Source organism: Pseudomonas sp. UMAB-08 (assembly GCF_900095225.1).
Classification (GTDB): domain Bacteria; phylum Pseudomonadota; class Gammaproteobacteria; order Pseudomonadales; family Pseudomonadaceae; genus Aquipseudomonas.
Window position 1 is genome coordinate 1 of the sequence record NZ_LT607424.1, and the last position, 21,786, is coordinate 21,786.

The window sequence follows — 21,786 nt, forward strand, 5'->3', positions numbered from 1 at the left end:
ACCGCTTTCGATCCAGAAGATCAAAACCCCTTCCTCGCCGCTTACTCTGGATAACTCTTTGATTTACAAGAAGTTTTCCGTTTCATCTGCTCCGGAAGAGGTGCGAATTATAGAGAGATTTGACGGGCCGTCAACACCTAATTTCACAAACCTGTCACATTGGTAAAACATGCCAGTAAACGCTAATGGATAGCCTTAAATCAGCCCTCTATATATAGCTATATAGCTACAGCACACCTGCCTGGCGCAGAACTGCTACAGCGTCGGCATCCAGACCCAGGACACGCTCTAATACCTCCAGCGTATGTTCACCCAACAGCGGCGGGGCAAGACGATACTCAACCGGCGTCTCAGACAACCTGATAGGGCTGGCGACCTGAGGCACACTCCCGGCCAGCACATGCGGCATAGTAATCGCCAGACCGCGCGCTTTAACCTGGGGATCAGCAAACACCTGCGCCAGGTCATTGATCGGCCCGCACGGCACTCCCGCCTGCTCAAGCGCAGCCACCCATTCAGCGGTGGTCTTGAACACCGTTGCCTGACGGATGAGCGGAATCAGCTCGGCCCGATGGGCAACGCGCAGGTTATTAGTCAGGAATCGCGGATCTTCAGCCCACTGCGGTTGCCCGGCGACCTCGGCGAACTTTCTGAATTGGCCATCATTACCCACCGTCAGGATGAAGTTGCCATCAGCCGTCGGGAAATCCTGGTACGGCACGATATTGGGATGAGCGTTGCCCAACCTGCGTGGCGCCACCCCAGTCGTCAGGTAGTTCATCGCCTGATTGGCCAGACAAGCCACCTGCACATCAAGCAACGCCATATCGATATGTTGACCAACGCCGCCCTGATCCCGATGGGCCAGAGCCGCCAGGATCGCAACCGTAGAATAGAGCCCGGTAAGAATGTCAGTCAGCGCTACACCGACTTTGACCGGCCCAGCGCCCTCTTCACCTTCCGGACGCCCCGTAAGGCTCATCAAACCGCCGAGGCCTTGAATCATGAAATCGTAGCCGGCCCGTTTGGCATAAGGGCCGCTTTGACCAAACCCGGTGATCGAGCAATAGATAAGCTTGGGATTGATGGCTTTTAGCGCCTCGTAGTCCAGGCCATACGCCGCCAACCCACCGACTTTGAAGTTCTCGATGACGATGTCGGACTTGGCAGCCAGTTCCCGCACCAACTTCTGACCCTCAGGTCGGGTGAAGTCGATGGTGACTGACTGCTTATTCCTGTTGGCCGACAGGTAATACGCCGCTTCACTGGTGTTCTCGCCCTCGGCATCCTTAAGGAAGGGAGGGCCCCAGGCGCGAGTGTCGTCGCCATTGCCTGGGCGCTCGACCTTGATCACCTCGGCACCGAGGTCAGCAAGAATCTGTCCGGCCCAAGGTCCAGCAAGAACCCGTGACAAGTCGAGGACCCGTAGGTGTGAAAGCGCGCCCATCGGCTGACTCCTTTTCCTTATAGATAGAAAGCTGAAAGCCGCTACTTAATAGAAGGCTTGAATGCCAGTCTGTGCACGACCCAGGATCAGCGCATGGACGTCATGGGTACCTTCATAGGTATTCACGACTTCCAGGTTGACCAAATGCCGGGCGACGCCGAACTCATCGGAGATGCCGTTACCGCCCAACATGTCCCGCGCCATCCGTGCAATGTCCAGGGACTTGCCGCACGAGTTGCGTTTCATCATCGAAGTGATTTCGACCGCAGCGGTGCCTTCGTCTTTCATCCGACCCAAGCGCAAGCATCCTTGCAGGGCCAAGGTGATTTCAGTCTGCATGTCAGCCAGTTTTTTCTGGATGAGCTGAGTCGCCGCCAAAGGGCGCCCGAATTGATGACGATCCAGGGTGTATTGGCGTGCGGTGTGCCAGCAGAACTCGGCAGCCCCCAACGCGCCCCACGAAATCCCGTAACGTGCGGAGTTAAGGCAGGTGAAAGGACCTTTCAAGCCGCGGACGTCCGGGAAGATGTTTTCTTCGGGTACGAACACGTTGTCCATCACGATCTCGCCAGTGATCGAAGCACGCAGACCCACCTTGCCGTGGATAGCCGGCGCAGTCAGACCCGCCCAGCCTTTTTCCAGAACGAAACCGCGAATGTCGCCCGCATCGTCTTTGCCCCAGACAACGAACACATCCGCAATCGGGCTGTTGGTGATCCACATTTTGCTGCCAGACAGGCGATAGCCGCCTTCAACCTTCTTGGCACGGGTAATCATCGCGCCTGGATCGGAGCCGTGGTTAGGCTCGGTCAGGCCGAAACAGCCAATCCATTCGCCGGAAGCCAGCTTTGGCAGGTATTTCTGTTTCTGTGCTTCAGTACCGAACTCGTTGATTGGCACCATCACCAGAGAGGACTGAACACTCATCATGGAGCGATAGCCGGAGTCGACGCGCTCAACTTCGCGAGCGATCAAGCCGTAGCACACGTAATTCAGACCGCTGCCGCCGTATTGCTCAGGGATGGTCGCACCCAGCAAACCGATTTCGCCCATTTCGCGGAAAATGGCAGGATCAGTGTGCTCATGGCGAAAGGCTTCAAGAACACGAGGGGCCAGCTTGTCACGGGCAAACTGCTCAGCGCTGTCACGCACCATGCGCTCTTCTTCAGTGAGTTGTTGATCCAGTAACAGTGGATCGATCCAGTTGAAGCTTGCTTTGCCGCCCATGAGCGAGTCCTCGTGAAGATAGGTCAAAAGTCGTGAGATTGATCCTAGGCTGGCTGGAGGAATACGGCAAACGACGATTTTGCATGCTGTTGTGCTAATTTCTCACTCCGTGATGATCCGAAAAGGCTTTTTTTGGCGATCGACTAGTGAGGTAGAGGTACATGCGCAGAAAGATCCCCAGCACAACCGCACTCATCAGCTTCGAGGCAGCAGCCCGACACGAGAGCTTTACCAAGGCGGCGCAAGAGCTTTCCCTCACTCAGGGCGCTATTTGCCGACAGATCGCCGGTCTGGAGGAGTTCCTTAATGTCGAACTCTTCAGACGCTCACGCCGCGGCGTCAAACTCACCGAAGCCGGGCTTTCTTATAGTCGTCGCGTGGCAACCCAACTGGATGCGGTCGAGCGTGACACGCTGTCGGTCATGGGCCAGCAGGGCGCTAACGTGATTGAGCTGGCAGTCGTGCCGACCTTCGGCACTCAGTGGTTGCTGCCGCGACTCAAGGATTTCCAGCAATGCCATCCTGACGTAACGGTCAATCTCACCAACCGCACCCGTCCATTTCTGTTCGCAGACACCGACTTCGACGCAGCGATCTACTTTGGTGACGCCGACTGGTCAGGTACCGAATCCCATCGACTGATGGGGGAAAACCCCATGCCGGTGTGCAGCCCTGATCTTCTGGGCAATTCCGACACGCTAAGCGCGCAGGCAATTGCTGAATTACCTTTGCTGCAACAGACCACGCGACCCTATGCCTGGCGCCAGTGGTTCGGCTCTCTGAACCTGAATATTCCCCGCGACATGACAGGGCCGCGTTACGAGCTATTCTCCATGCTTGCCCAGGCGGCCATGCACGAGATGGGGATTGCCTTGATTCCGCCCTTCCTGATCCAGCGCGAACTGGCCGAGAAGCGCTTGGTCATAGCCAACACCCACGCACTGTCGAGTATCAAGGCCTATTACCTGATGATTCCGGAACGAAAAGTGGAGTCAGCGTCTTTACGCGCATTTCGTGACTGGCTCGTAGGGCAGGCTCATAGCTACGCACTAATCACTGAGCGGCCTGCAGCCATTAGCTGACCTTGTAGTCAACTGTTACTGACGCCTACAGATGTACGAATATGTCGCTTTTACATCAACTGTACGGATGGCACCGATAATGGCTCAAAAAGCCTGAAACCGCGGGCTGCAGCTTGAGCTAAAGCACCGTAGAATTATTCACACCGCGAATCCTGAATTTTATTAAATCTCACCAAAAGTCCTCACGGGCCCAGCAATCATAAGCGTTAGCCCTAGCCTTGCGACATTCAGTCACAGGGTGACTTGTAGTTAATATTCAGTCACAGTTCAGAACTTGTTGAAGGGATCAAACTTCGCCTGCAAAATGCCGCCCCCGCCTTTCACGGCGGGATCGCGCTGATCTGACGCCCCGGCAGCACCATCCGTAGTGCGCTGGCCTATTTAAAATAGATAACAAGATAAAAAGATTACGCAGGAGATATAACGTGCACATTGGTATTCCTCTCGAAACCCATGCGGGTGAAACGCGGGTTGCCGCAACCCCGGAAACCATTAAGAAGCTGATCGGCCAAGGCCATCGGGTCACTGTGCAAAGCGGCGCAGGCGTCACTGCCAGTGTTCCGGACAGTGCCTATGAAGCGGCGGGCGCCACCATTGGTAGCGCCACGGATGCCTTCGGTGCCGAGCTGATTCTCAAAGTTGTCGCACCCAGCGACAGCGAGCTGACCCACATAAAGAGCGGCACGATCGTCGTGGGCATGCTCAATCCGTTCAACAGCGAGACCATTGGCAAGATGGCCGAGTGCGGCATCACCGCCTTCGCCCTTGAAGCCGCGCCGCGTACCTCGCGCGCGCAGAGCCTCGACGTGCTGTCCTCGCAAGCCAACATCGCCGGCTATAAAGCCGTGCTGGTGGCCGCGCATCACTATCCGCGCTTCATGCCGATGCTGATGACCGCTGCCGGTACCGTGAAGGCTGCCCGCGTACTGATCCTTGGTGCCGGTGTAGCGGGACTGCAGGCGATTGCCACCGCCAAGCGTCTGGGTGCCGTGATCGAGGCATCCGACGTGCGTCCTGCGGTGAAGGAACAAATCGAATCCCTCGGCGCCAAGTTCGTCGACGTGCCTTACGAGACTGACGAAGAGCGTGAATGCGCGGTCGGCGTCGGCGGTTACGCCCGGCCGATGCCTGCCAGCTGGATGCAACGCCAGGCCGTAGCGGTCCACGAGCGCGCCAAACTGGCCGACATCGTGATCACCACCGCGCTGATTCCGGGTCGCAAGGCGCCTGTGCTGCTCAGCGCCGAGACCGTCGCACAGATGAAGCCAGGGTCGGTCGTCATCGATCTTGCGGCGGCTCAGGGCGGCAACTGCCCGCTGACCGTGGCCGATCAAGTGATCAGCGCGCACGGCGTGACCATCGTCGGCTATACCAACCTGCCTGCGATGGTCGCGGCGGATGCCTCTGCGCTCTACGCACGCAACCTGCTGGACTTCATGAAGCTGCTGTTCACCCCTGAAGGGCAGCTGCAGATCAATCTCGAAGACGACATCGTCGCCGCGTGCCTGATGTGCCGCGACGGCCAAGTCATCCGCAAGAACGGCTAAGGATAAAAATAATGGAAGAGCTGATCTCCCCCGGCATCTACAACCTGATCATCTTCGTGCTGGCGATTTATGTCGGTTATCACGTGGTCTGGAACGTAACGCCTGCACTGCACACGCCACTGATGGCCGTGACTAACGCCATCTCGGCCATTGTCATCGTCGGCGCCATGCTGGCCGCCGCGCTGACCGTAACGCCTCTGGGCAAGACCATGGGCACCCTGGCGGTGACTCTGGCTGCCGTGAATGTGTTCGGTGGCTTCCTGGTCACCCGGCGCATGCTGGAAATGTTCAAGAAGAAAGCACCCAAAGCCAAGGTTGAGGTGCAGAAGCCATGAGCATGAACCTGGTCACTACGCTGTACCTGATCGCCTCGATCTGCTTCATTCAGGCGCTCAAGGGCTTGTCCCACCCCACCACATCGCGACGCGGCAACCTGTTCGGTATGCTCGGCATGGCGCTGGCAGTGATTACCACCGTCGGTCTGGTCTACAAACTCGGCTCCGAGATAACCGCCCCCGGCATTGGCTACATCATCTTTGGCCTGTTGGTCGGCGGCACGGCCGGTTCGATCATGGCCAAGCGCGTTGAAATGACCAAGATGCCGGAACTGGTCGCCTTCATGCACAGCATGATCGGCCTGGCCGCTGTGTTCATCGCCATCGCGGCCGTCGTCGAGCCGCAATCGCTGGGTATCGTTCGGCACCTGGGTGACGCCATTCCAGCAGGCAACCGCCTGGAACTGTTCCTCGGGGCCGCCATTGGCGCCATCACCTTCTCCGGTTCGGTGATCGCTTTCGGCAAACTCTCGGGCAAGTACAAATTCCGCCTGTTCCAGGGCGCACCGGTACAGTTTGCCGGTCAGCATAAACTGAACCTGGCCATTGGCCTGGCGACGCTGGCCTTTGGCGTCATCTTTATCGTGAGCGGCAATCTGAATGCGTTCGCCCTGATGCTGGCGTTGGCGTTCGTTCTCGGCGTGCTACTGATCATCCCTATCGGGGGCGCAGACATGCCCGTCGTGGTGTCGATGCTAAACAGCTACTCGGGCTGGGCAGCGGCAGGTATCGGTTTCTCGCTGAACAACTCGATGCTGATCATCGCCGGTTCGCTGGTGGGTTCTTCGGGTGCAATCCTCTCGTACATCATGTGCAAGGCGATGAACCGCTCGTTCTTCAACGTGATCGGCGGCGGCTTCGGCGGTCATGCGGACGCGGCAGGCCCGGCGGGTGACAAAGAAGCGCGGCCGGTCAAATCCGGTTCGGCAGATGATGCCACCTTCCTTCTGAGCAACGCTGACACGGTGATCATCGTTCCAGGCTATGGTTTAGCTGTGGCTCGGGCACAACACGCGCTGAAAGAGCTCACAGAGAAGCTCACCCATCGTGGCATCACGGTGAAGTACGCCATTCACCCGGTCGCCGGGCGGATGCCGGGGCACATGAACGTCCTGCTGGCCGAGGCAGAAGTGCCTTACGACCAGGTGTTCGAGATGGAGGACATCAACTCCGAGTTCGGCCAGGCCGACGTGGTTCTGGTGCTGGGCGCCAACGACGTGGTCAACCCGGCGGCGAAGAATGACCCGAAATCGCCAATTGCCGGGATGCCGATCCTTGAGGCTTACAAAGCCAAGACCGTGATCGTCAACAAGCGTTCGATGGCCAGCGGCTATGCCGGTCTGGACAACGAACTGTTCTACCTGGACAAAACCATGATGGTGTTCGGCGATGCCAAGAAAGTGATCGAGGACATGGTCAAAGCCATCGAATAACGCTTCGATACTGGCACGTTGCAAGTGCACGCTTCAAAACAATCCCTGGCGCCTCCAACGCCGGGGATTTTTACATCTGCCACAACGGTGTTTTACATCACGCACTATAATTAGAGCACGTGAATGCGACCATGGTAGCGGGACGAAAAATGTTCAACTCACTAGACTGCAGGTCTTGCTTCCACCGCCCGAGATGAAAATCCATGTACCGTGACCGTATCCGCTTGCCTTCTCTGCTCAACAAGGTGATGAGCGCGGCAGATGCCGCAGCCCTGATCCAGGACGGTATGACCGTCGGTATGAGCGGCTTTACCCGTGCAGGCGAAGCCAAGGCTGTGCCTCAGGCACTGGCCGAGCGCGCCAAAGTGTCTCCGCTGAAAATCAGCCTGATGACCGGCGCCAGCCTCGGCAATGACCTCGATAAACAATTGACCGAAGCCGGTGTGCTGTCCCGCCGCATGCCGTTTCAGGTCGACAGCACCCTGCGCAAAGCAATCAACGATGGCTCGGTGATGTTTATCGACCAGCATCTGTCCGACACCGTTGAACAGTTGCGTAACCGCCAGATCAAAGCCGTTGACCTGGCTGTGATCGAGTGCGTGGCCATCACCGAAGAAGGGCATCTGATCCTGAGTACTTCGGTCGGCAACTCGGCCAGCTTCGCCATTCTGGCCAAAGAAGTGATCGTCGAGATCAACCTTGCTCAGCCACTTGAGCTGGAAGGCCTGCACGACATCTACATCCCAAGCTACCGTCCAACCCGCTTGCCGATCCCGGTACTGAAGCCTGACAGCCGCATCGGCAGCCACGCCGTGCAGATCGACCCGGCGAAGATCGTCGGCATTGTGATCAGCAATCAACCTGACTCGCACTCGACGGTCCTGCCACCCGACGAAGAAACCCAGGCTATCGCCAGCCACTTGGTGGAGTTTTTCAAAAGCGAAGTGCGCGCAGAACGGCTGACTAACAGCCTGATGCCACTTCAGGCAGGCATTGGCACCATCGCCAACGCAGTGATGCACGGTCTGCTGGACTCACCGTTCCATGACATGACCATGTACTCCGAAGTGCTTCAGGATTCGACATTTGACTTGTTCGACTCAGGCAAACTGATCTTCGCCTCTGGCAGCTCCATCACCTTGTCTGCCGCAAAGCACGACGAAGTGTTCAACAAGCTTGAGCACTACAAGCCACAGCTGGTGCTGCGTCCACAGGAGATCTCCAACCATCCTGAGGTCATTCGCCGCCTGGGGATCATCGGGATCAACACCGCACTGGAATTCGACCTGTACGGCAACGTCAACTCCACGCACGTCTGCGGCACGCGGATGATGAATGGCATTGGCGGTTCGGGCGATTTTGCCCGTAACGCGCACTTGGCGATTTTTGTCACCAAGTCCATTGCCAAGGGCGGCGCGATCTCCAGCGTTGTACCAATGGTCAGCCATGTCGATCACACCGAACACGACGTGGATATCCTGGTGACCGAGCAAGGTCTGGCTGACTTGCGCGGCCTGGCACCACGGGAGCGCGCACGAGTGATTATCGACAACTGTGTGCACCCGGATTATCGTGAAGCACTCAACGCCTACTTCGCCGCAGCCTGCAAAATAGGTGGTCACACTCCACACGTACTGCGCGAAGCACTCAGCTGGCACATCAATCTGGAAGAAACAGGGCGGATGCAGCCTCTCTGATTTTGGAGTGGGTAGCTGACAACGATTTTTTCGTGCTGTCAGCTACCCCACTGCTTCCCTTAAATCAGAAAACTGTACTGCTGTACCGGTCATTTCCAGGTTTTCAAATCGAAAACCCCCCCTGATTAGCACGAAAATGCGCCATTAAAGTGCAGACCAGTACAGTTGCCCCAAATACGAACAAAACAGTCCCTATAAACAGTTAACTGGACCAGCACAATTGAAGTGAACTGTGTCTGGAGGGACTGGCCAAGAGGGAGGAAGATTGGCACCAGTCAAGCCACTATCTAAACCCGCCACAAGCGGAAGGAAGTCATCATGGAACGTACACTCAGTTCCGACCTGTTCTACGAAAACACCGCTTCAACCGCTAAAGCTGCATGGCCTCTTCGCGCTTTCGCCAACCTGATGCTTTGGCAGCGTCGCATCTCCAGCCGCCACCAACTGGCTCGTCTGGACGCACGTTTGCTGGCTGACGCCGGGATTAGCGAATCGCAACGTTACGAAGAGTTGAGCAAGCCGTTCTGGCGCTAAGCTAGCGCTCGCTGGTCTCAGACCACAGGTCTCCCTCCAGCACCCCGAATTGCTCCATACAAGACCCGTCGCAGGTAACTGCCGACGGGTTTTGTCATTTCAGAGATCCGGAATCAGACTGAGAAGCGAACGACCAGGCAGCCTTCAAGTACAGTTTGCACATAACCGAAAACTACCACTACAGTTGTTTTTTGCTTACTTCTCAACCACATAACCCCCCACAGAAGCGCCGATTGTCGCTAAATATGCACTGGAGCTGACGCAGGATGGTGCGTACCGCGTTGCTGCGATAGGCTTGTGGGTGCTTGGCTCACCTCTTTTAGTCATTGGAGTTCATCATGTCCCGCCTACGCCTGCTTAGCGCTGTAGTCCTGCTGGCTGTTGCTACCGGCGCCAGCGCTTCGAGTTTTGTCGTCACCACCGATGCGGTAGTCCGCGCGCTCGATGCCTCCAGCAATGCGACATCCAAAGTCTCGTCGTCGCTCAAGGATGACAAGATCGTTCTCGCGGCACGTGACGACGCAGCCAGTTTTGTCGCCAGCCAAGGTGACATCCGTGGTGTACACCTGGAAGGCGCCCTGGCGCATATCCGCCAACAGGCTCCTCAGCTCAACGCCACCGATACACAGCTGGCTCAAGCGATTCTGGCCCTTTAACGAGCGTCGTTCGAGGCTCATCGGCTAGCCCGCAACTGTCGGGCTGGCTCTGCTCCGGGCATTACGCTAGTCTTGGCCGCTCGAATTACTGGCTATTCAGACCCATGCGTTTTCTGTCGCTACTGTTCGTTGCCTTGGCCTGGAGTCTCCAGGCACAGGCGTTTGACCTGACCACGCAAAATCTGGTCGCCAGCGGATTTGTCAGCAGCAAAGTGACCTCCGCCCCCTTCGACAATAAACTGATACTTGCCGCCCAGGATGATGCTGCAGCGTTTATAGCCAGTGATGGCCAACTGCGAGGAGCTCAGCTTGAATCGGCGTTAGCTTTTTTACGTGAAAAGCACCGTCAGACCCAGCCAAAATTTCGTGCCAGTGATCTTGAACTGGCACAGGCAATCCTCGTCCAATAATCATGTTGTATCTTTTGTATTCCGGAGACATTTCATGCGTACCTCGCTCATTGCTACCGCCCTCGGCCTCTTGTTGTTGGCTGGTGTAGCTCAAGCTCAAACTGTGAAGGCCACCAGTAACATTGTCGTCCGCGCCTTCGGCCGCAGCATTGATTTCACCTCTGACACCACCACCTCGACCCGCGACTCAAAAATCGTGATCCAGGCCAAGGATGACGCCGCCAGCTACGTTGCCAGCCAAGGCGATATTCGCGGAGTGCAGCTTGAGGCCGCATTCGACACCTTGCGTGCCCGCCTGCCCGAAGCCCGAGACGCCAGTGACCAAACGCTGGCCGAAGCCATTCTTGCTCTGTGAGGCGCCTCACGGGTTGGTTGCTGACCTCGATGCTGTTGCTGGTCAGCAACAGCGCCGCAGCCGCATTGAGTCTGTCGCTCAACGCTGACAGCCTCACCCCGGCGCAGCAACACGCCAGCCAGACACTGCTCGATGAAGCCCTGCTGGCCTTGCCGCCGCGCTTTATCGAGCAACTGGACCGCCGTATCGACGTTCGTTGGTCTGCAGACCTGCCGAGCAACGCATACGGGCAAGCGTCAGGTCCCTATCAGCTCGACTTGAACAGCAATCTGCTGGCCGGTCTGACCGATGGCTCCGCGGCCACCCAGAAAACCAATCGCCCCCATGGCACCGTGCGCCGGGAAATGCTCGCCACGGTGCTGCATGAACTCACCCATATTTATGATCGCGCCACGCTATGGCCGGGTGCCGAGCGTTCGCTGATCCTCAATTGCCAGCGTCAGGCCAATAGCCTGGGCAAGATCGGTTTGCCCGACCGCTGTCGTGGCGAAACGGCCCGGCGCTTCACCCTCAGCGACGATCCCCGACTGCTCGACCTCGCTGGCTGGCAGCAATACGTCGGCCGCAGGGGCGAGCGTGAGGAACACAATCGCCAGGTCGCCCGTAGCCCGGACATCTACGAGATCAGCAACCCGCGTGAGTTCGTCGCGGTCAACATGGAGTATTTCCTCCTCGACCCGGACTACCCCTGCCGTCGTCCCGCGCTGTACGCGTACTACAAAGAACATTTCGACTGGGCCCCCGCAGCCAAGAGTGAGTGCCGGACATCCTTCCCGTTCCTTAACGCCGGCAGCGACTTTGGCCGTCAACCACTGGGCACAATCGACCCCGAGCGCGTGTACGCCGTCGATTACCTGCTGGCCGAAGCCAACCAGAACTGGGTCAGCCGCTGGGGTCACAGCATGTTGCGGCTGGTGATCTGCAAACCCGGACGCCCGCGTGGGCCGGATTGCCGTTTGGACCTGGATCAACACCTGGTGTTGTCTTACCGCGCCTTCGTCGGCGACGTACAGCTTTCCAGCTGGGACGGCCTGACCGGCGTGTACCCGTCGCGCTTATTCGTCCTGCCGCTGGGGCAGGTGATCGATGAATACACCAAGACCGAACTGCGCAGCTTGGCCTCGGTGCCCATGAATTTGACGCGGCCGCAAATCAACGACCTGGTCGAGCACGCGGCCGAGATGCACTGGAGTTACGACGGCAACTACTACTTCATCTCGAACAACTGCGCGGTGGAAACCCTGAAACTGCTGCGCAGTGGCACGGATGATCGCCGCCTCAAAGGCCTGGACAGCATTATCCCCAATGGGTTGCTGGAAGTGCTAGATGCACGTGGACTGGCCGACACCAGCGTGCTGAAAGACCCGCGAGAGGCATTGCGCCTGGGGTATCGTTTCGATTCCTATCGCGAACGCTATCAGGCCATGTTCGACGTACTCAAAAAGCAGCTGCCGATCAAACAGACCACGGTCGAAGACTGGCTGGAAGTGCCCTCCAGGGAACGGCGTGAATGGTTTGCCAGTGCCAACTTGCGCACCAGCGCAGCGATGCTGTTGCTGGAGCAAGCCAGCTTGCGTCGAGAACTGTTGCTGGCCCAAGAGGAGGTCAAGCAGCGCTACCTCAGTGCCAGGGAGCAGAAGGACGGCGGCGTCTCCAAGGCGACCGGCACCTTACGCGAAATTCTCGCCAGCAGCGGCTTCCTCAGTCGCCCGGCAGAATTGCTCGACAGCGGCGGCTACGGCTTGCCTCAAGCCAGCGAATGGCAGCGCCTGGAAGACGAAAGCAGCCAGCGCCAGAAGCAATTGCAGCGTTTGACCGGTGACCTGGACAAAGAAGTCCGCGCACTGCTCGAACCGGGGCGGGCCGCAGAAATCGCCGCCAACGAAGACAACCTCAAACAGATCAGCGAACACCTGCGCACGCTGCACAAGGCAGCGGGTGGGCTGGAACTGCCTTAGTCCTTTCAGCACCCGGCTCTCGCGACAACCGACCGCTACCTCTTTATTGATGCAAAAAGTGACCGGCCGCTTGTCCAACGAAAGCTGGCTGAAAGCTTACCCCTTTAGGATCGCCCCACCACCGGCAATAGACCGGTCAGCCAGGGCATGCGTTTTCAACGCCGCCCGGCCCAGTAAACAACAATAAGCGTTAACAACCATGGTGATTCTGATGCCCTCTACGACCCCTCGCTTCGCGCAATTCCCCCCTGTGCTCCACGCGCCGCCCACCCAGCACTGATCCGCTCGGTTCGCCTTCCTCACGTCGCGCTACACCTGGAGTATCTTTATGTTGACCTTCCTCGGCTTCGCCATGGTCGTCACGTTCATGTACCTGATCATGAGCAAACGCCTGTCAGCACTGATTGCGCTGATCCTTGTACCTATCGCATTTGCCTTGTTCGGTGGTTTCGCTGCCGGCATTGGCCCCATGATGCTCGAAGGCATCACCAAGCTGGCGCCAACCGGCGTGATGTTGATGTTCGCCATCCTGTATTTCGCCTTGATGATCGACTCGGGCCTGTTCGACCCGGCAGTGCGCCTGATCCTCAGACTGGTCAAGGGCGATCCGGTCAAAGTCTCGGTCGGCACAGCCGTGCTGGCGCTGGTGGTGTCCCTCGACGGTGATGGTGCGACGACCTACATGATCTGCGTGGCCGCCATGCTGCCGCTGTACGCCCGCGTGGGCATGAGCCCGCGCATCATGGCGGGCTTGATCATTCTGGCTGGCGGCGTAATGAACATGACCCCGTGGGGCGGCCCAACCGCGCGCGCGGCCAGTGCGCTGCATGTCGACCCTTCGGACATCTTCGTGCCGATGATCCCGGCCATGCTGGTGGGCGTCCTGGCTATTCTGCTGATCGCCTACGCTTACGGTAAACGCGAACGCGCTCGTCTGGGTGAACTGCACCTGTCGGACGATGACGTCGACCACAGCGAAATCAGCGTTTCGCAGTTCCCGGAAGCGCGTCGGCCCAAGTTGATCTGGTTCAACGGCGCCCTGACCCTGGCCCTGATGGCGGCCCTGATCGCCGGCCTGTTACCCCTGCCGGTGCTGTTCATGGTTGCGTTCAGTATTGCCATGATCGTCAACTACCCCTGCCTGCAAACGCAGAAAGACCGCATCGCAGCACACGCGGGTAGCGTTCTGGCGGTGGTCGGGCTGATTTTTGCGGCAGGCATCTTCACCGGTATTCTGTCGGGCACCGGCATGGTCAACGCCATGTCCAAAAGCCTGCTGGCCGTCATCCCCGATGCCCTCGGCCCTTATCTGGCCGTCATCACCGCGCTGGTCAGCATGCCGTTCACATTCTTCATGTCCAACGATGCTTTTTATTACGGGGTGTTACCGATTCTCGCCGAGGCGGCCAGCCACTACGGCATCAGTCCAGTGGAAATGGCCCGCGCGTCTATCGTCGGCCAACCCGTGCACTTGCTCAGCCCGCTGGTACCTTCAACCTACTTGCTGGTGGCACTGGCCGGCATTGAATTCGGTGACCATCAGCGCTTTACCTTGAAGTGGGCAGTGCTGGTTTGCCTGTGCATAATGTTTGCCGCCTTACTGATGGGGATTTTCCCGTTCTTCAGCAGTCTATAACGCACACGATTCATCCCGTTGTTACCCCTCACCGCCGGGACTGGCCCGTGAGGCGGGGTAACATTGGGGTATTAACCGCATAAAGGAATACCTATGGAATGGCTGACCAACCCGGAAATCTGGGTTGCCTTCTTCACACTGACTGCCCTGGAGATCGTCCTGGGCATCGACAACATCATCATGATCTCGATCCTGGTCAGCCGCATGCCCAAAGCCATGCAGCCGCGCACCCGGATTTTCGGCCTGGCGCTGGCCATGGTCACGCGAATCCTGCTGTTACTGTCGATTGCCTGGGTCATGCGCCTGACCGCAGAGCTGTTCGAGGTCTTCGGCAAGGGTTTTTCCGGCCGCGACCTGATCCTGTTCTTCGGTGGCCTGTTCCTGCTGTGGAAAAGCTCCCAGGAGATCTACCACGGCCTGGAGGGTGAAGACGAAGTCACCGACGTGCCTAAAGGCAAAGGCGGCCAGTTCTTCTACACCATCATCCAGATCGCAATCATCGACATCGTGTTCTCGCTGGACTCGGTGATCACTGCGGTCGGCATGGTCGCTCACGTGCCTGTCATGATTGCCGCCATCGTCGTCGCCGTACTGGTAATGATGGCGTGCGCAGGTGCCATCAGTGACTTCATCGACAAGCACCCATCACTGAAGATGCTGGCACTGTCCTTCCTGACCGTGGTCGGTACCGTGCTGATTGCCGAATCGTTCGGCGTGCATGTACCGAAAGGCTATGTGTATTTCGCCATGGCGTTCTCGCTGGCGGTAGAAGCCATCAACATCAAGATGCGCACCGAAATGGCGAAAAAGAAGAAACAAAGCGAGCCGGTCAAACTGCGCAAGGACATCCCTGGTCAGTAACTGCAGCGCTTGAACAAAACGGGGCATTCAATGCCCCGTTTTTTTTTATGAGATTTCAATCTACTGATTTATGACAGTTTTGTTTCAAAGCTTGTATTGCCTATGCGATGCTGGCGCCAAGGCCATAAGCCGACTAAAGCTTAGGTGAGCGCTAAAACTCTTCAGCTACATCGCTTCGCTCGCTACACGCTGTGCTTTTAATCCTCACCCGGCTTGGGTGACCTCAGGGGGCCTTTGTATGCTAACCCTGCTCGATTTGCTTTCTGCCGTTGCCTTGCTGATCTGGGGCACGCATATCGTCCGTACCGGCATCCTCCGCGTATACGGCTCCCAATTGCGTCGCGTACTTAGCCAGAACATGTCCAGGCGCCCGCTGGCCTTCGTCGCCGGTATCCTCGTCACTGCGCTGGTGCAGAGCAGCAACGCCACGGCGATGCTTGTCACTTCATTCGTCGGCCAGGGGCTCATGGCGTTGACCCCGGCGCTGGCAATCATGCTCGGTGCGGATGTCGGCACCGCCCTGATGGCACGGGTGCTGACGCTCGACTTGTCCTGGCTCTCGCCACTGCTGATTTTCCTCGGCGTGATCTTCTTTCTGTCGCGCAAACAAACCCGCGCCGGACAACTCGGGCGGGTAGGCATCGGCCTTGGCTTGATCATCCTGGCCCTGCAACTGATTGTCACGGCGGCGTCGCCCATCACCCAGGCCGCAGGCGTGAAGGTCCTGTTCGCCTCATTGACCGGCGATCTCATGCTCGACGCCCTGGTCGGGGCGATGTTCGCGCTGATCTCCTACTCCAGCCTTGCCGCCGTGCTGTTAACCGCGACCTTGGCCGGCGCGGAAATCATCAGCCTGCCGGTCGCGATCGGTTTGGTGATCGGGGCAAATATCGGCAGCGGCCTGCTGGCATTCCTGAGCACCAGCATGCAAAACGTCGCAGGGCGCCAGGTTGCGCTTGGCAGCTTGCTGTACAAGCTGATCGGCCTGCTGCTGATCATTCCCGTACTGGACCCGCTGGTGAAGTGGATGGATACGCTGAACTTCAGCGCCCAAAGCCTGGTGATCAGCTTCCACCTGACCTACAACACCCTGCGCTGCCTGCTGATGCTACCCAGCGTCAGCCCCATGGCCCGGGTGTGCGCGTGGCTATTGCCTGAGCGCCCCGACACCAACGGCGTGGCAAAACCCCGGCATCTGGACGCCACGGCATTGGCAACGCCAAGCCTGGCGCTGGCCAATGCCGTGCGCGAGACCCTGCGCCTGGGCGATCTGGTCGAAAGCATGCTCGACGCCATGCAAGGGGTGCTGCGCGGTACGCAAACGGCGGTCACCCTGGAAATGCGGCGCCTCAATGACGATGCCGAAGCGCTGTACAACGCGATCAAACTCTATCTGGCGCAAATGCCCCGGGAAGACCTGGGCGAGCAGGACAGCCGACGCTGGGCAGAAATTATCGAGCTGGCGATCAACCTCAAACTGGCCAGCGATCTGATCGAACGCATGCTGCGCAAGGTCCAGCAACAGAAGACCTCGCAACGCCGCTCGTTCTCTGACGTGGGCCTGGAAGAGCTGACCGGGCTGCACAGTCAATTGCTGTTGAATTTGCGCCTTGGCCTGTCAGTCTTCGTCAGCGCCGACCCCGAAAGCGCCCGCCAATTGCTGCGTGAGAAGCGCCGCTTCCGCGCTCAGGAGCGACGTCTGGCCCATGCTCACGTCAGTCGCCTACAACGCAAGGTGGTGCAAAGTATCGAAACCAGTTCGCTGCATCTGGAGATGATTGGCGACATGAAACGGCTCAACTCGCTGTTCTGCAGCAGCGCCTATGCCGTCCTCGAAACTGCGGAAACGGGCGCACTGTCCAGCGAGCTCTTGCCCGACCAACCGATGTGAACGACCTCGGCTCATTGAAGTCTGTTAAACATACCGGCCCGCAAGGAAGCTCGTTTTATGCGTTGTCTGCTGTTTGTTTGCCTGCTTCTGACTGCCAGCCCGTCAATAGCTTTCGACCGCTATCAAGTCGAAGGCTATGACCTGCCCAATGGCCTGCAATTACTGCTCAAACCGGGCAATGAAAAGGGCCATGTCGCCATTCGACTGGTCGTCGGTATTGGCTTCGATGATTTCAATTGCGCCAACAAGGAATTACCGCACCTGCTCGAACATCTTTTGTTCAGCGGCATCGATGATCAAGGGGAAGGGGGGCTTGAGGAGCGCATGCAGGCCTTGGGCGGCGAGTGGAACGCCTTCACCAGCAGCGCCGACACGACCTTTGTGATCGAAGCGCCCGCGAGAAACCAGCGCAAGGTGCTTGATCTGCTGATGGCCGTGTTGACCCGCAGTCGCATCGATGAAAATGCCCTGAACATCGCCAAACGTATCGTCGAGCGCGAGGACGGCGGCCATTACTCGCACCTGCAACGCTGGCTCGATCATCAAGACCTCGGTCACAACGCCAGTAAACAACTGGCAGTCGAATTAGGCCTCAAATGCGCCGAACGACCCGACGTCGAATCGCTGACCCTCAAGCAGGTCGAAAAAGTCCGCAGCAGTTGGTACGCCGCGAATAACATGACACTGATTGTCGTCGGCGATCTGGACCGGCTCCTGCCGGCCTATCTGGTGCGGACCTATGGCCAACTCATCGCAGCCGAACCGAGCGAACACATCCCGCTTGCGCACATCAGCCATACCGCAGAAACCGAACGCAGCCTGATCAAAGGCTGGGTGGGTGAGGGTGCGCGGCTGCACTGGTTCTTCCCTGAGCCGCAGCTTGAACAGCAGCACGATGAAACCTGGGAGTTGGTCAAAAGCTATCTGGATTGGTCGCTCTACCGCCAGTTGCGGCTCGAGCACAGCCTGTCTTACGGCCCCTGGAGCGAACGGGAAGTCTTCGGCGACACCGGTTTTCTCAGCCTGAACGCGGACCTTGGCCGTGATGATGTCGATCAGGCAGAGCGCGTGATGCGTGAGTTGAGCGAGCACCTGCAAAAAAACGGGCTCGACCCCGCGACCTTCGCCCGCCTGCAACAGGCTGCCATCGACAAGCAGGCGTGGGCGGCTCAGGGTAATAGCGCGCTGGCCGATTACTATTGGGGATCGTTGAACGACTACGAGGACGGGCACCTGACCGATCCCGCGCGGCAGATCAGGGCCGTCAGCCTCGACACCGCCAATCGGGCGATGCGTCAATTGCTCGCGCAGCCGGGCTATCTCCGTGTGGAAAAACCGTTGCTGGGTTACAACGGGTTGTATGGGGTGATGGCGGGGATCCTCGCGTTGTGTGCACTGTTACTGTTGTTGTGGCGATACCGGGCGGTCCGCGCTCGCGAATGAGTTTGCTCACGGGGATTGAGCCTGGAGTTTTCACATAGCCTGCACGGGGATGACCGCTGACCTGACAGCATTGGTATCCTGTCGAGGATTTTTCCTACATACACAGTGAACTGCCGAATGCCTGACTGGAACCGTTACGTAACGCGAATACTGGATTTGATGAAGCGCTATCCAGGATTGATTGCGCTCTTCGGTTTTGCGTCGGGTATCAGCAGCTTCATTCTGGTCGATCGTCAAGAAGCCCTGGCCACCTGGATTGCGGTCATCATGCTGGTCAGCTGGCTGTGGCTGATGTTCGAGAACAGCGTGATGAAGCTGTTCACCAAAATCTTCAAACGCGAAATTCCACCGCCGCTGTTGCGCTACGGCACTCAGATGATCCACCAGGAAAGTCTGTTTTTCGTCTTGCCGTTTTTCTTCATCACCACCACCTGGAACAGCGGCCAACTGGTGTTCACCAGTCTTCTCGGCGCGGCAGCACTGATTTCGATCACTGACCCGCTGTATTACAAATGGCTGGCGCCCAAGCGCTGGTTGTTTCTTGCGCTGCACACACTGACCTTGTTCGCCGCGCTGCTCACCGCGCTGCCGATCATTTTGCACCTGACCACTGCCGAGAGTTACAAGCTGTCATTGGGTATCGCCATGCTGCTGTCATTTCCCAGCCTGGCGTCGAGCTTCCCGATCAACCATTGGCGACGCGGCCTGATATTGCTGGCGGTGACGCTGGCCATCGGCGGTGCAGGCTGGTTCCTGCGTTCGTGGGTACCCCCGGCGACCTTGTGGCTGACTGAAGTCGCGGTCAGCACTGATTTTGACAACCAGAACCGGACGCCGGGCGAAAGCCTGAAAGTGGTTAGCGCCCGCCAGGTGCGCAACAGCGGGTTGTATGCCTACACCGCAATCAATGCCCCGCGCGGGCTGGACGAACGGATTTACCATGTCTGGCGACACAACGGTAAAGAGGTCGATCGAATCGCCCTGGACATCCACGGCGGGCGCAAGGAAGGCTACCGCGCCTGGACCCGCAAACAGAATTTCCCGGCCGACCCCACCGGGCGCTGGCAGGTGAGGGTGCTGACCGAGGATGGTCAGATGATCGGTGTGCTGCGGTTTCTCGTCACAGACACAGACCAGGCACCTGTCACGCACTCGGCTGGCGACCCTGTGGGTATAAAACCCTCGGCCGATGATCCAGCGCAATCCAATCCAGGGCAAACCTACTAAGCTCGGAGCTTATGACCACACCCTCTCAGGCTGACAGTGCACGTTCTCTGGCTGACAGCGCACCGTCTCTGTCCGGCAGCGCGCCGTCTTTGGCAGGCAGCGCGCTGGTCGACACCTCGAGCAACCCGGCGAGCCTGCGGATCTCGGGCGACTGGACGCTTGCGCATTACCATGACCTCAAGCAGCAGACGAGCGCACTGTCAGGGCAATACGACGCCACGACCCCCGTCGACCTGACGCTTCTGCGCGCCCTCGACACCGCAGGCGCTTCATTGTTGGTGGAATTGCTGGGCGCAGACCGGCTGGGACAACTGGCCGTGGACGCGCCGGAACTGCCAACCGCCAGCCGCGCCTTGCTGCAAACCATTCAGGCCTCAATGCATGATTTCTGTGTGCCCGTCAAAGAGCCGGAAGAGGCGGTGGGCATTCAGTTGCTCATGCGCATCGGCAGAGCGGTGGATGCTATCTGGCTGGACACCCTGCAACTGCTCGGTTTTGTTGGCCTGGTGCTAGAGACACTGGTGCTGAATTCGTTTCGCCCGAAGCGCTGGCGGATGACCTCGGTGATCTCGCACATCGAGCAGACCGGCCTCGATGCCGCGCCTATCGTGGCGCTGCTGACCTTCCTGGTCGGCGCCGTGGTGGCGTTCCTTGGCGCGACGGTGCTGCAAAAGTTCGGCGCCAGCATCTTTACCGTGGATCTGGTGGCGTTCTCTTTCCTGCGAGAGTTCGGCGTGTTGTTGACCGCGATCCTGATGGCCGGACGCACGGCCAGTGCCTTCACCGCGCAAATCGGTTCGATGAAGGCCAACGAGGAAATAGACGCTATCCGCACCCTTGGTCTGAGCCCCGTAGAGCTGCTGGTGGTCCCTCGGGTATTGGCGCTGTTGGTCTCGCTGCCGATCCTGACCTTTCTCGCGATGCTCTCCGGGATTATCGGCGGTGCCGTGGTGTGTGCGGTGTCGCTGGATATCTCACCGGCGATGTTCCTCTCGCTGCTGCAATCGGACATTGGCGTTCGACACTTCCTGGTGGGCATGGTCAAGGCGCCGTTCTTTGCCTTCCTGATCGCCTCCATTGGGTGCCTGGAAGGCTTCAAGGTCAGTGGCAGTGCCGAATCAGTCGGTGCTCACACCACGTCCAGCGTGGTGCAGTCGATCTTTGTGGTCATCGTGCTGGATGCCGTGGCCGCGTTGTTCTTCATGGAGATGGGCTGGTGAGACCCCAATGACAAACCCTATTGCAACCCCAACCCCGAGTCCGCCGTGCGAAGTGGTGATTGAGGTGCGCGGCCTGTGCAACCGGTTCGGTAGCCAGAGCGTGCATGAGAATCTCGACCTGGACTTGCGGCGGGGCGAAATCCTGGCCGTGGTCGGCGGCTCGGGCAGTGGCAAGTCCGTACTGCTGCGCAGCATTATCGGGCTGCGGCGACCGAATGAAGGCACTATTCGAGTATTTGGCCAAGACCTGCAACACCTGTCAGACAAAGACCGCTCCTTGCTCGAGCGACGTTCCGGCGTACTGTTCCAGAAGGGCGCGTTGTTTTCTTCCCTGACGGTGACGGAGAACGTTGCGCTGCCATTGATCGAGCACGCCGGCCTGAGCCGTGATGACGCGGAGCACTTGGCGAGCGTGAAACTGGCGCTGGCCGGGCTGCCATTGTCGGCCGCGCACAAATACCCGGCGGCGCTGTCTGGCGGCATGATCAAACGTGCCGCGCTGGCCAGGGCCCTGGCTCTGGACCCGGACATTTTGTTTCTCGACGAGCCGACAGCAGGTCTCGATCCGATTGGCGCCGCAGCGTTCGATCAATTGATCCTGACCCTGCGCGACGCGTTGGGCCTGAGCGTATTTCTGGTCACACACGACCTGGACACGCTCTACACCATCACTGATCGGGTCGCGGTGTTGGCGCAAAAACGTGTATTAGTGGTCGATCGAATCGATAAAGTCGCCGCCACAAACGATGCCTGGATCCATGAGTACTTCCATGGCCCGCGCGGCCGAGCGGCCTTTTCAGCCGCCACACAGCAGAACGAGGTCTAAC

General features: G+C 58.5%; 19 protein-coding genes. 17 read left to right on the forward strand and 2 right to left on the reverse strand.

Features of this window, described 5'->3' with window-relative positions; genetic code table 11:
• Positions 1–226: 226 nt before the first annotated feature.
• Positions 227–1,447, reverse strand: coding sequence for a CaiB/BaiF CoA-transferase family protein (locus K0F75_RS17690; RefSeq protein WP_219063256.1), 1,221 nt, complete (start codon positions 1,445–1,447; stop codon positions 227–229).
• Positions 1,448–1,492: 45 nt separating this feature from the next.
• The gene (locus K0F75_RS17695) at positions 1,493–2,674 is read right to left on the reverse strand and encodes an acyl-CoA dehydrogenase (protein ID WP_219063257.1); all 1,182 of its coding nucleotides are present in this window, start codon (positions 2,672–2,674) and stop codon (positions 1,493–1,495) included.
• Between the two features lie 161 nt (positions 2,675–2,835).
• On the opposite strand from K0F75_RS17695, the gene K0F75_RS17700 reads away from it, so the two are divergent.
• The 17 genes from K0F75_RS17700 to K0F75_RS17780 all read left to right on the forward strand — a co-directional run bounded on the left by K0F75_RS17700 (position 2,836) and on the right by K0F75_RS17780 (position 21,785).
• Positions 2,836–3,756: a LysR family transcriptional regulator gene (locus K0F75_RS17700; protein ID WP_219063258.1), complete on the forward strand. Its 921-nt coding sequence runs from the start codon at positions 2,836–2,838 to the stop codon at positions 3,754–3,756.
• Positions 3,757–4,181: 425 nt separating this feature from the next.
• Complete coding sequence (locus K0F75_RS17705; RefSeq protein ID WP_219063259.1) at positions 4,182–5,303, forward strand: Re/Si-specific NAD(P)(+) transhydrogenase subunit alpha; 1,122 nt, start codon at positions 4,182–4,184, stop codon at positions 5,301–5,303.
• An 11-nt stretch (positions 5,304–5,314) separates the two neighbouring features.
• Positions 5,315–5,638 (forward strand): NAD(P) transhydrogenase subunit alpha, encoded by a 324-nt coding sequence (locus tag K0F75_RS17710; RefSeq protein WP_219063260.1) that lies wholly within the window; start codon positions 5,315–5,317, stop codon positions 5,636–5,638.
• Entirely contained in the window at positions 5,635–7,071 is a 1,437-nt protein-coding gene (locus K0F75_RS17715; RefSeq protein WP_219063261.1) for an NAD(P)(+) transhydrogenase (Re/Si-specific) subunit beta, read from the forward strand. The genes K0F75_RS17710 and K0F75_RS17715 overlap by 4 nt, the downstream gene beginning before the upstream one ends.
• 203 nt (positions 7,072–7,274) lie before the next feature.
• Positions 7,275–8,768 (forward strand): acetyl-CoA hydrolase/transferase family protein, encoded by a 1,494-nt coding sequence (locus tag K0F75_RS17720; protein ID WP_219063262.1) that lies wholly within the window; start codon positions 7,275–7,277, stop codon positions 8,766–8,768.
• 318 nt (positions 8,769–9,086) lie between these two features.
• Complete coding sequence (locus tag K0F75_RS17725; RefSeq protein ID WP_219063263.1) at positions 9,087–9,302, forward strand: DUF1127 domain-containing protein; 216 nt, start codon at positions 9,087–9,089, stop codon at positions 9,300–9,302.
• A 338-nt stretch (positions 9,303–9,640) separates the two neighbouring features.
• Entirely contained in the window at positions 9,641–9,958 is a 318-nt protein-coding gene (locus tag K0F75_RS17730; protein WP_219063264.1) for a DUF2388 domain-containing protein, read from the forward strand.
• A 104-nt stretch (positions 9,959–10,062) separates the two neighbouring features.
• Positions 10,063–10,368, forward strand: coding sequence for a DUF2388 domain-containing protein (locus tag K0F75_RS17735; protein ID WP_219063265.1), 306 nt, complete (start codon positions 10,063–10,065; stop codon positions 10,366–10,368).
• A 34-nt stretch (positions 10,369–10,402) separates the two neighbouring features.
• On the forward strand, positions 10,403–10,723 hold the full coding sequence (locus K0F75_RS17740) for a DUF2388 domain-containing protein (protein ID WP_219063266.1): 321 nt from the start codon (positions 10,403–10,405) through the stop codon (positions 10,721–10,723).
• Entirely contained in the window at positions 10,720–12,681 is a 1,962-nt protein-coding gene (locus K0F75_RS17745; RefSeq protein ID WP_374028863.1) for a DUF4105 domain-containing protein, read from the forward strand. The genes K0F75_RS17740 and K0F75_RS17745 overlap by 4 nt, the downstream gene beginning before the upstream one ends.
• 328 nt (positions 12,682–13,009) lie before the next feature.
• Positions 13,010–14,317, forward strand: coding sequence for a CitMHS family transporter (locus tag K0F75_RS17750; RefSeq protein ID WP_219063267.1), 1,308 nt, complete (start codon positions 13,010–13,012; stop codon positions 14,315–14,317).
• Between the two features lie 93 nt (positions 14,318–14,410).
• Complete coding sequence (locus tag K0F75_RS17755) at positions 14,411–15,178, forward strand: TerC family protein (RefSeq protein ID WP_219063268.1); 768 nt, start codon at positions 14,411–14,413, stop codon at positions 15,176–15,178.
• Positions 15,179–15,416: 238 nt separating this feature from the next.
• Entirely contained in the window at positions 15,417–17,069 is a 1,653-nt protein-coding gene (locus K0F75_RS17760; RefSeq protein WP_219063269.1) for a Na/Pi cotransporter family protein, read from the forward strand.
• 57 nt (positions 17,070–17,126) lie between these two features.
• Entirely contained in the window at positions 17,127–18,512 is a 1,386-nt protein-coding gene (locus tag K0F75_RS17765; RefSeq protein ID WP_219063270.1) for a pitrilysin family protein, read from the forward strand.
• Between the two features lie 117 nt (positions 18,513–18,629).
• Positions 18,630–19,739 (forward strand): DUF5924 family protein, encoded by a 1,110-nt coding sequence (locus K0F75_RS17770; protein ID WP_219063271.1) that lies wholly within the window; start codon positions 18,630–18,632, stop codon positions 19,737–19,739.
• An 89-nt stretch (positions 19,740–19,828) separates the two neighbouring features.
• Positions 19,829–20,959 (forward strand): ABC transporter permease, encoded by a 1,131-nt coding sequence (locus K0F75_RS17775; RefSeq protein ID WP_257604434.1) that lies wholly within the window; start codon positions 19,829–19,831, stop codon positions 20,957–20,959.
• Positions 20,960–20,966: 7 nt separating this feature from the next.
• Positions 20,967–21,785 (forward strand): ABC transporter ATP-binding protein, encoded by an 819-nt coding sequence (locus K0F75_RS17780; protein WP_219063273.1) that lies wholly within the window; start codon positions 20,967–20,969, stop codon positions 21,783–21,785.
• The last annotated feature ends 1 nt before the right edge of the window (position 21,786 follow it).

Excerpts from the sequence above, each read along its gene's own strand:
- K0F75_RS17755 (WP_219063268.1), top strand. The coding sequence starts at position 14,411 with ATGGAATGGCTGACCAACCCGGAAATCTGGGTTGCCTTCTTCACACTG.
- K0F75_RS17765 (WP_219063270.1), top strand. The coding sequence starts at position 17,127 with ATGCGTTGTCTGCTGTTTGTTTGCCTGCTTCTGACTGCCAGCCCGTCA.
- K0F75_RS17700 (WP_219063258.1), top strand. The coding sequence starts at position 2,836 with ATGCGCAGAAAGATCCCCAGCACAACCGCACTCATCAGCTTCGAGGCA.
- K0F75_RS17695 (WP_219063257.1), bottom strand. The coding sequence starts at position 2,674 with ATGGGCGGCAAAGCAAGCTTCAACTGGATCGATCCACTGTTACTGGAT.
- K0F75_RS17730 (WP_219063264.1), top strand. The coding sequence starts at position 9,641 with ATGTCCCGCCTACGCCTGCTTAGCGCTGTAGTCCTGCTGGCTGTTGCT.
- K0F75_RS17735 (WP_219063265.1), top strand. The coding sequence starts at position 10,063 with ATGCGTTTTCTGTCGCTACTGTTCGTTGCCTTGGCCTGGAGTCTCCAG.
- K0F75_RS17780 (WP_219063273.1), top strand. The coding sequence starts at position 20,967 with ATGACAAACCCTATTGCAACCCCAACCCCGAGTCCGCCGTGCGAAGTG.
- K0F75_RS17715 (WP_219063261.1), top strand. The coding sequence starts at position 5,635 with ATGAGCATGAACCTGGTCACTACGCTGTACCTGATCGCCTCGATCTGC.
- K0F75_RS17740 (WP_219063266.1), top strand. The coding sequence starts at position 10,403 with ATGCGTACCTCGCTCATTGCTACCGCCCTCGGCCTCTTGTTGTTGGCT.
- K0F75_RS17720 (WP_219063262.1), top strand. The coding sequence starts at position 7,275 with ATGTACCGTGACCGTATCCGCTTGCCTTCTCTGCTCAACAAGGTGATG.
- K0F75_RS17690 (WP_219063256.1), bottom strand. The coding sequence starts at position 1,447 with ATGGGCGCGCTTTCACACCTACGGGTCCTCGACTTGTCACGGGTTCTT.
- K0F75_RS17760 (WP_219063269.1), top strand. The coding sequence starts at position 15,417 with ATGCTAACCCTGCTCGATTTGCTTTCTGCCGTTGCCTTGCTGATCTGG.
- K0F75_RS17725 (WP_219063263.1), top strand. The coding sequence starts at position 9,087 with ATGGAACGTACACTCAGTTCCGACCTGTTCTACGAAAACACCGCTTCA.
- K0F75_RS17750 (WP_219063267.1), top strand. The coding sequence starts at position 13,010 with ATGTTGACCTTCCTCGGCTTCGCCATGGTCGTCACGTTCATGTACCTG.
- K0F75_RS17710 (WP_219063260.1), top strand. The coding sequence starts at position 5,315 with ATGGAAGAGCTGATCTCCCCCGGCATCTACAACCTGATCATCTTCGTG.
- K0F75_RS17770 (WP_219063271.1), top strand. The coding sequence starts at position 18,630 with ATGCCTGACTGGAACCGTTACGTAACGCGAATACTGGATTTGATGAAG.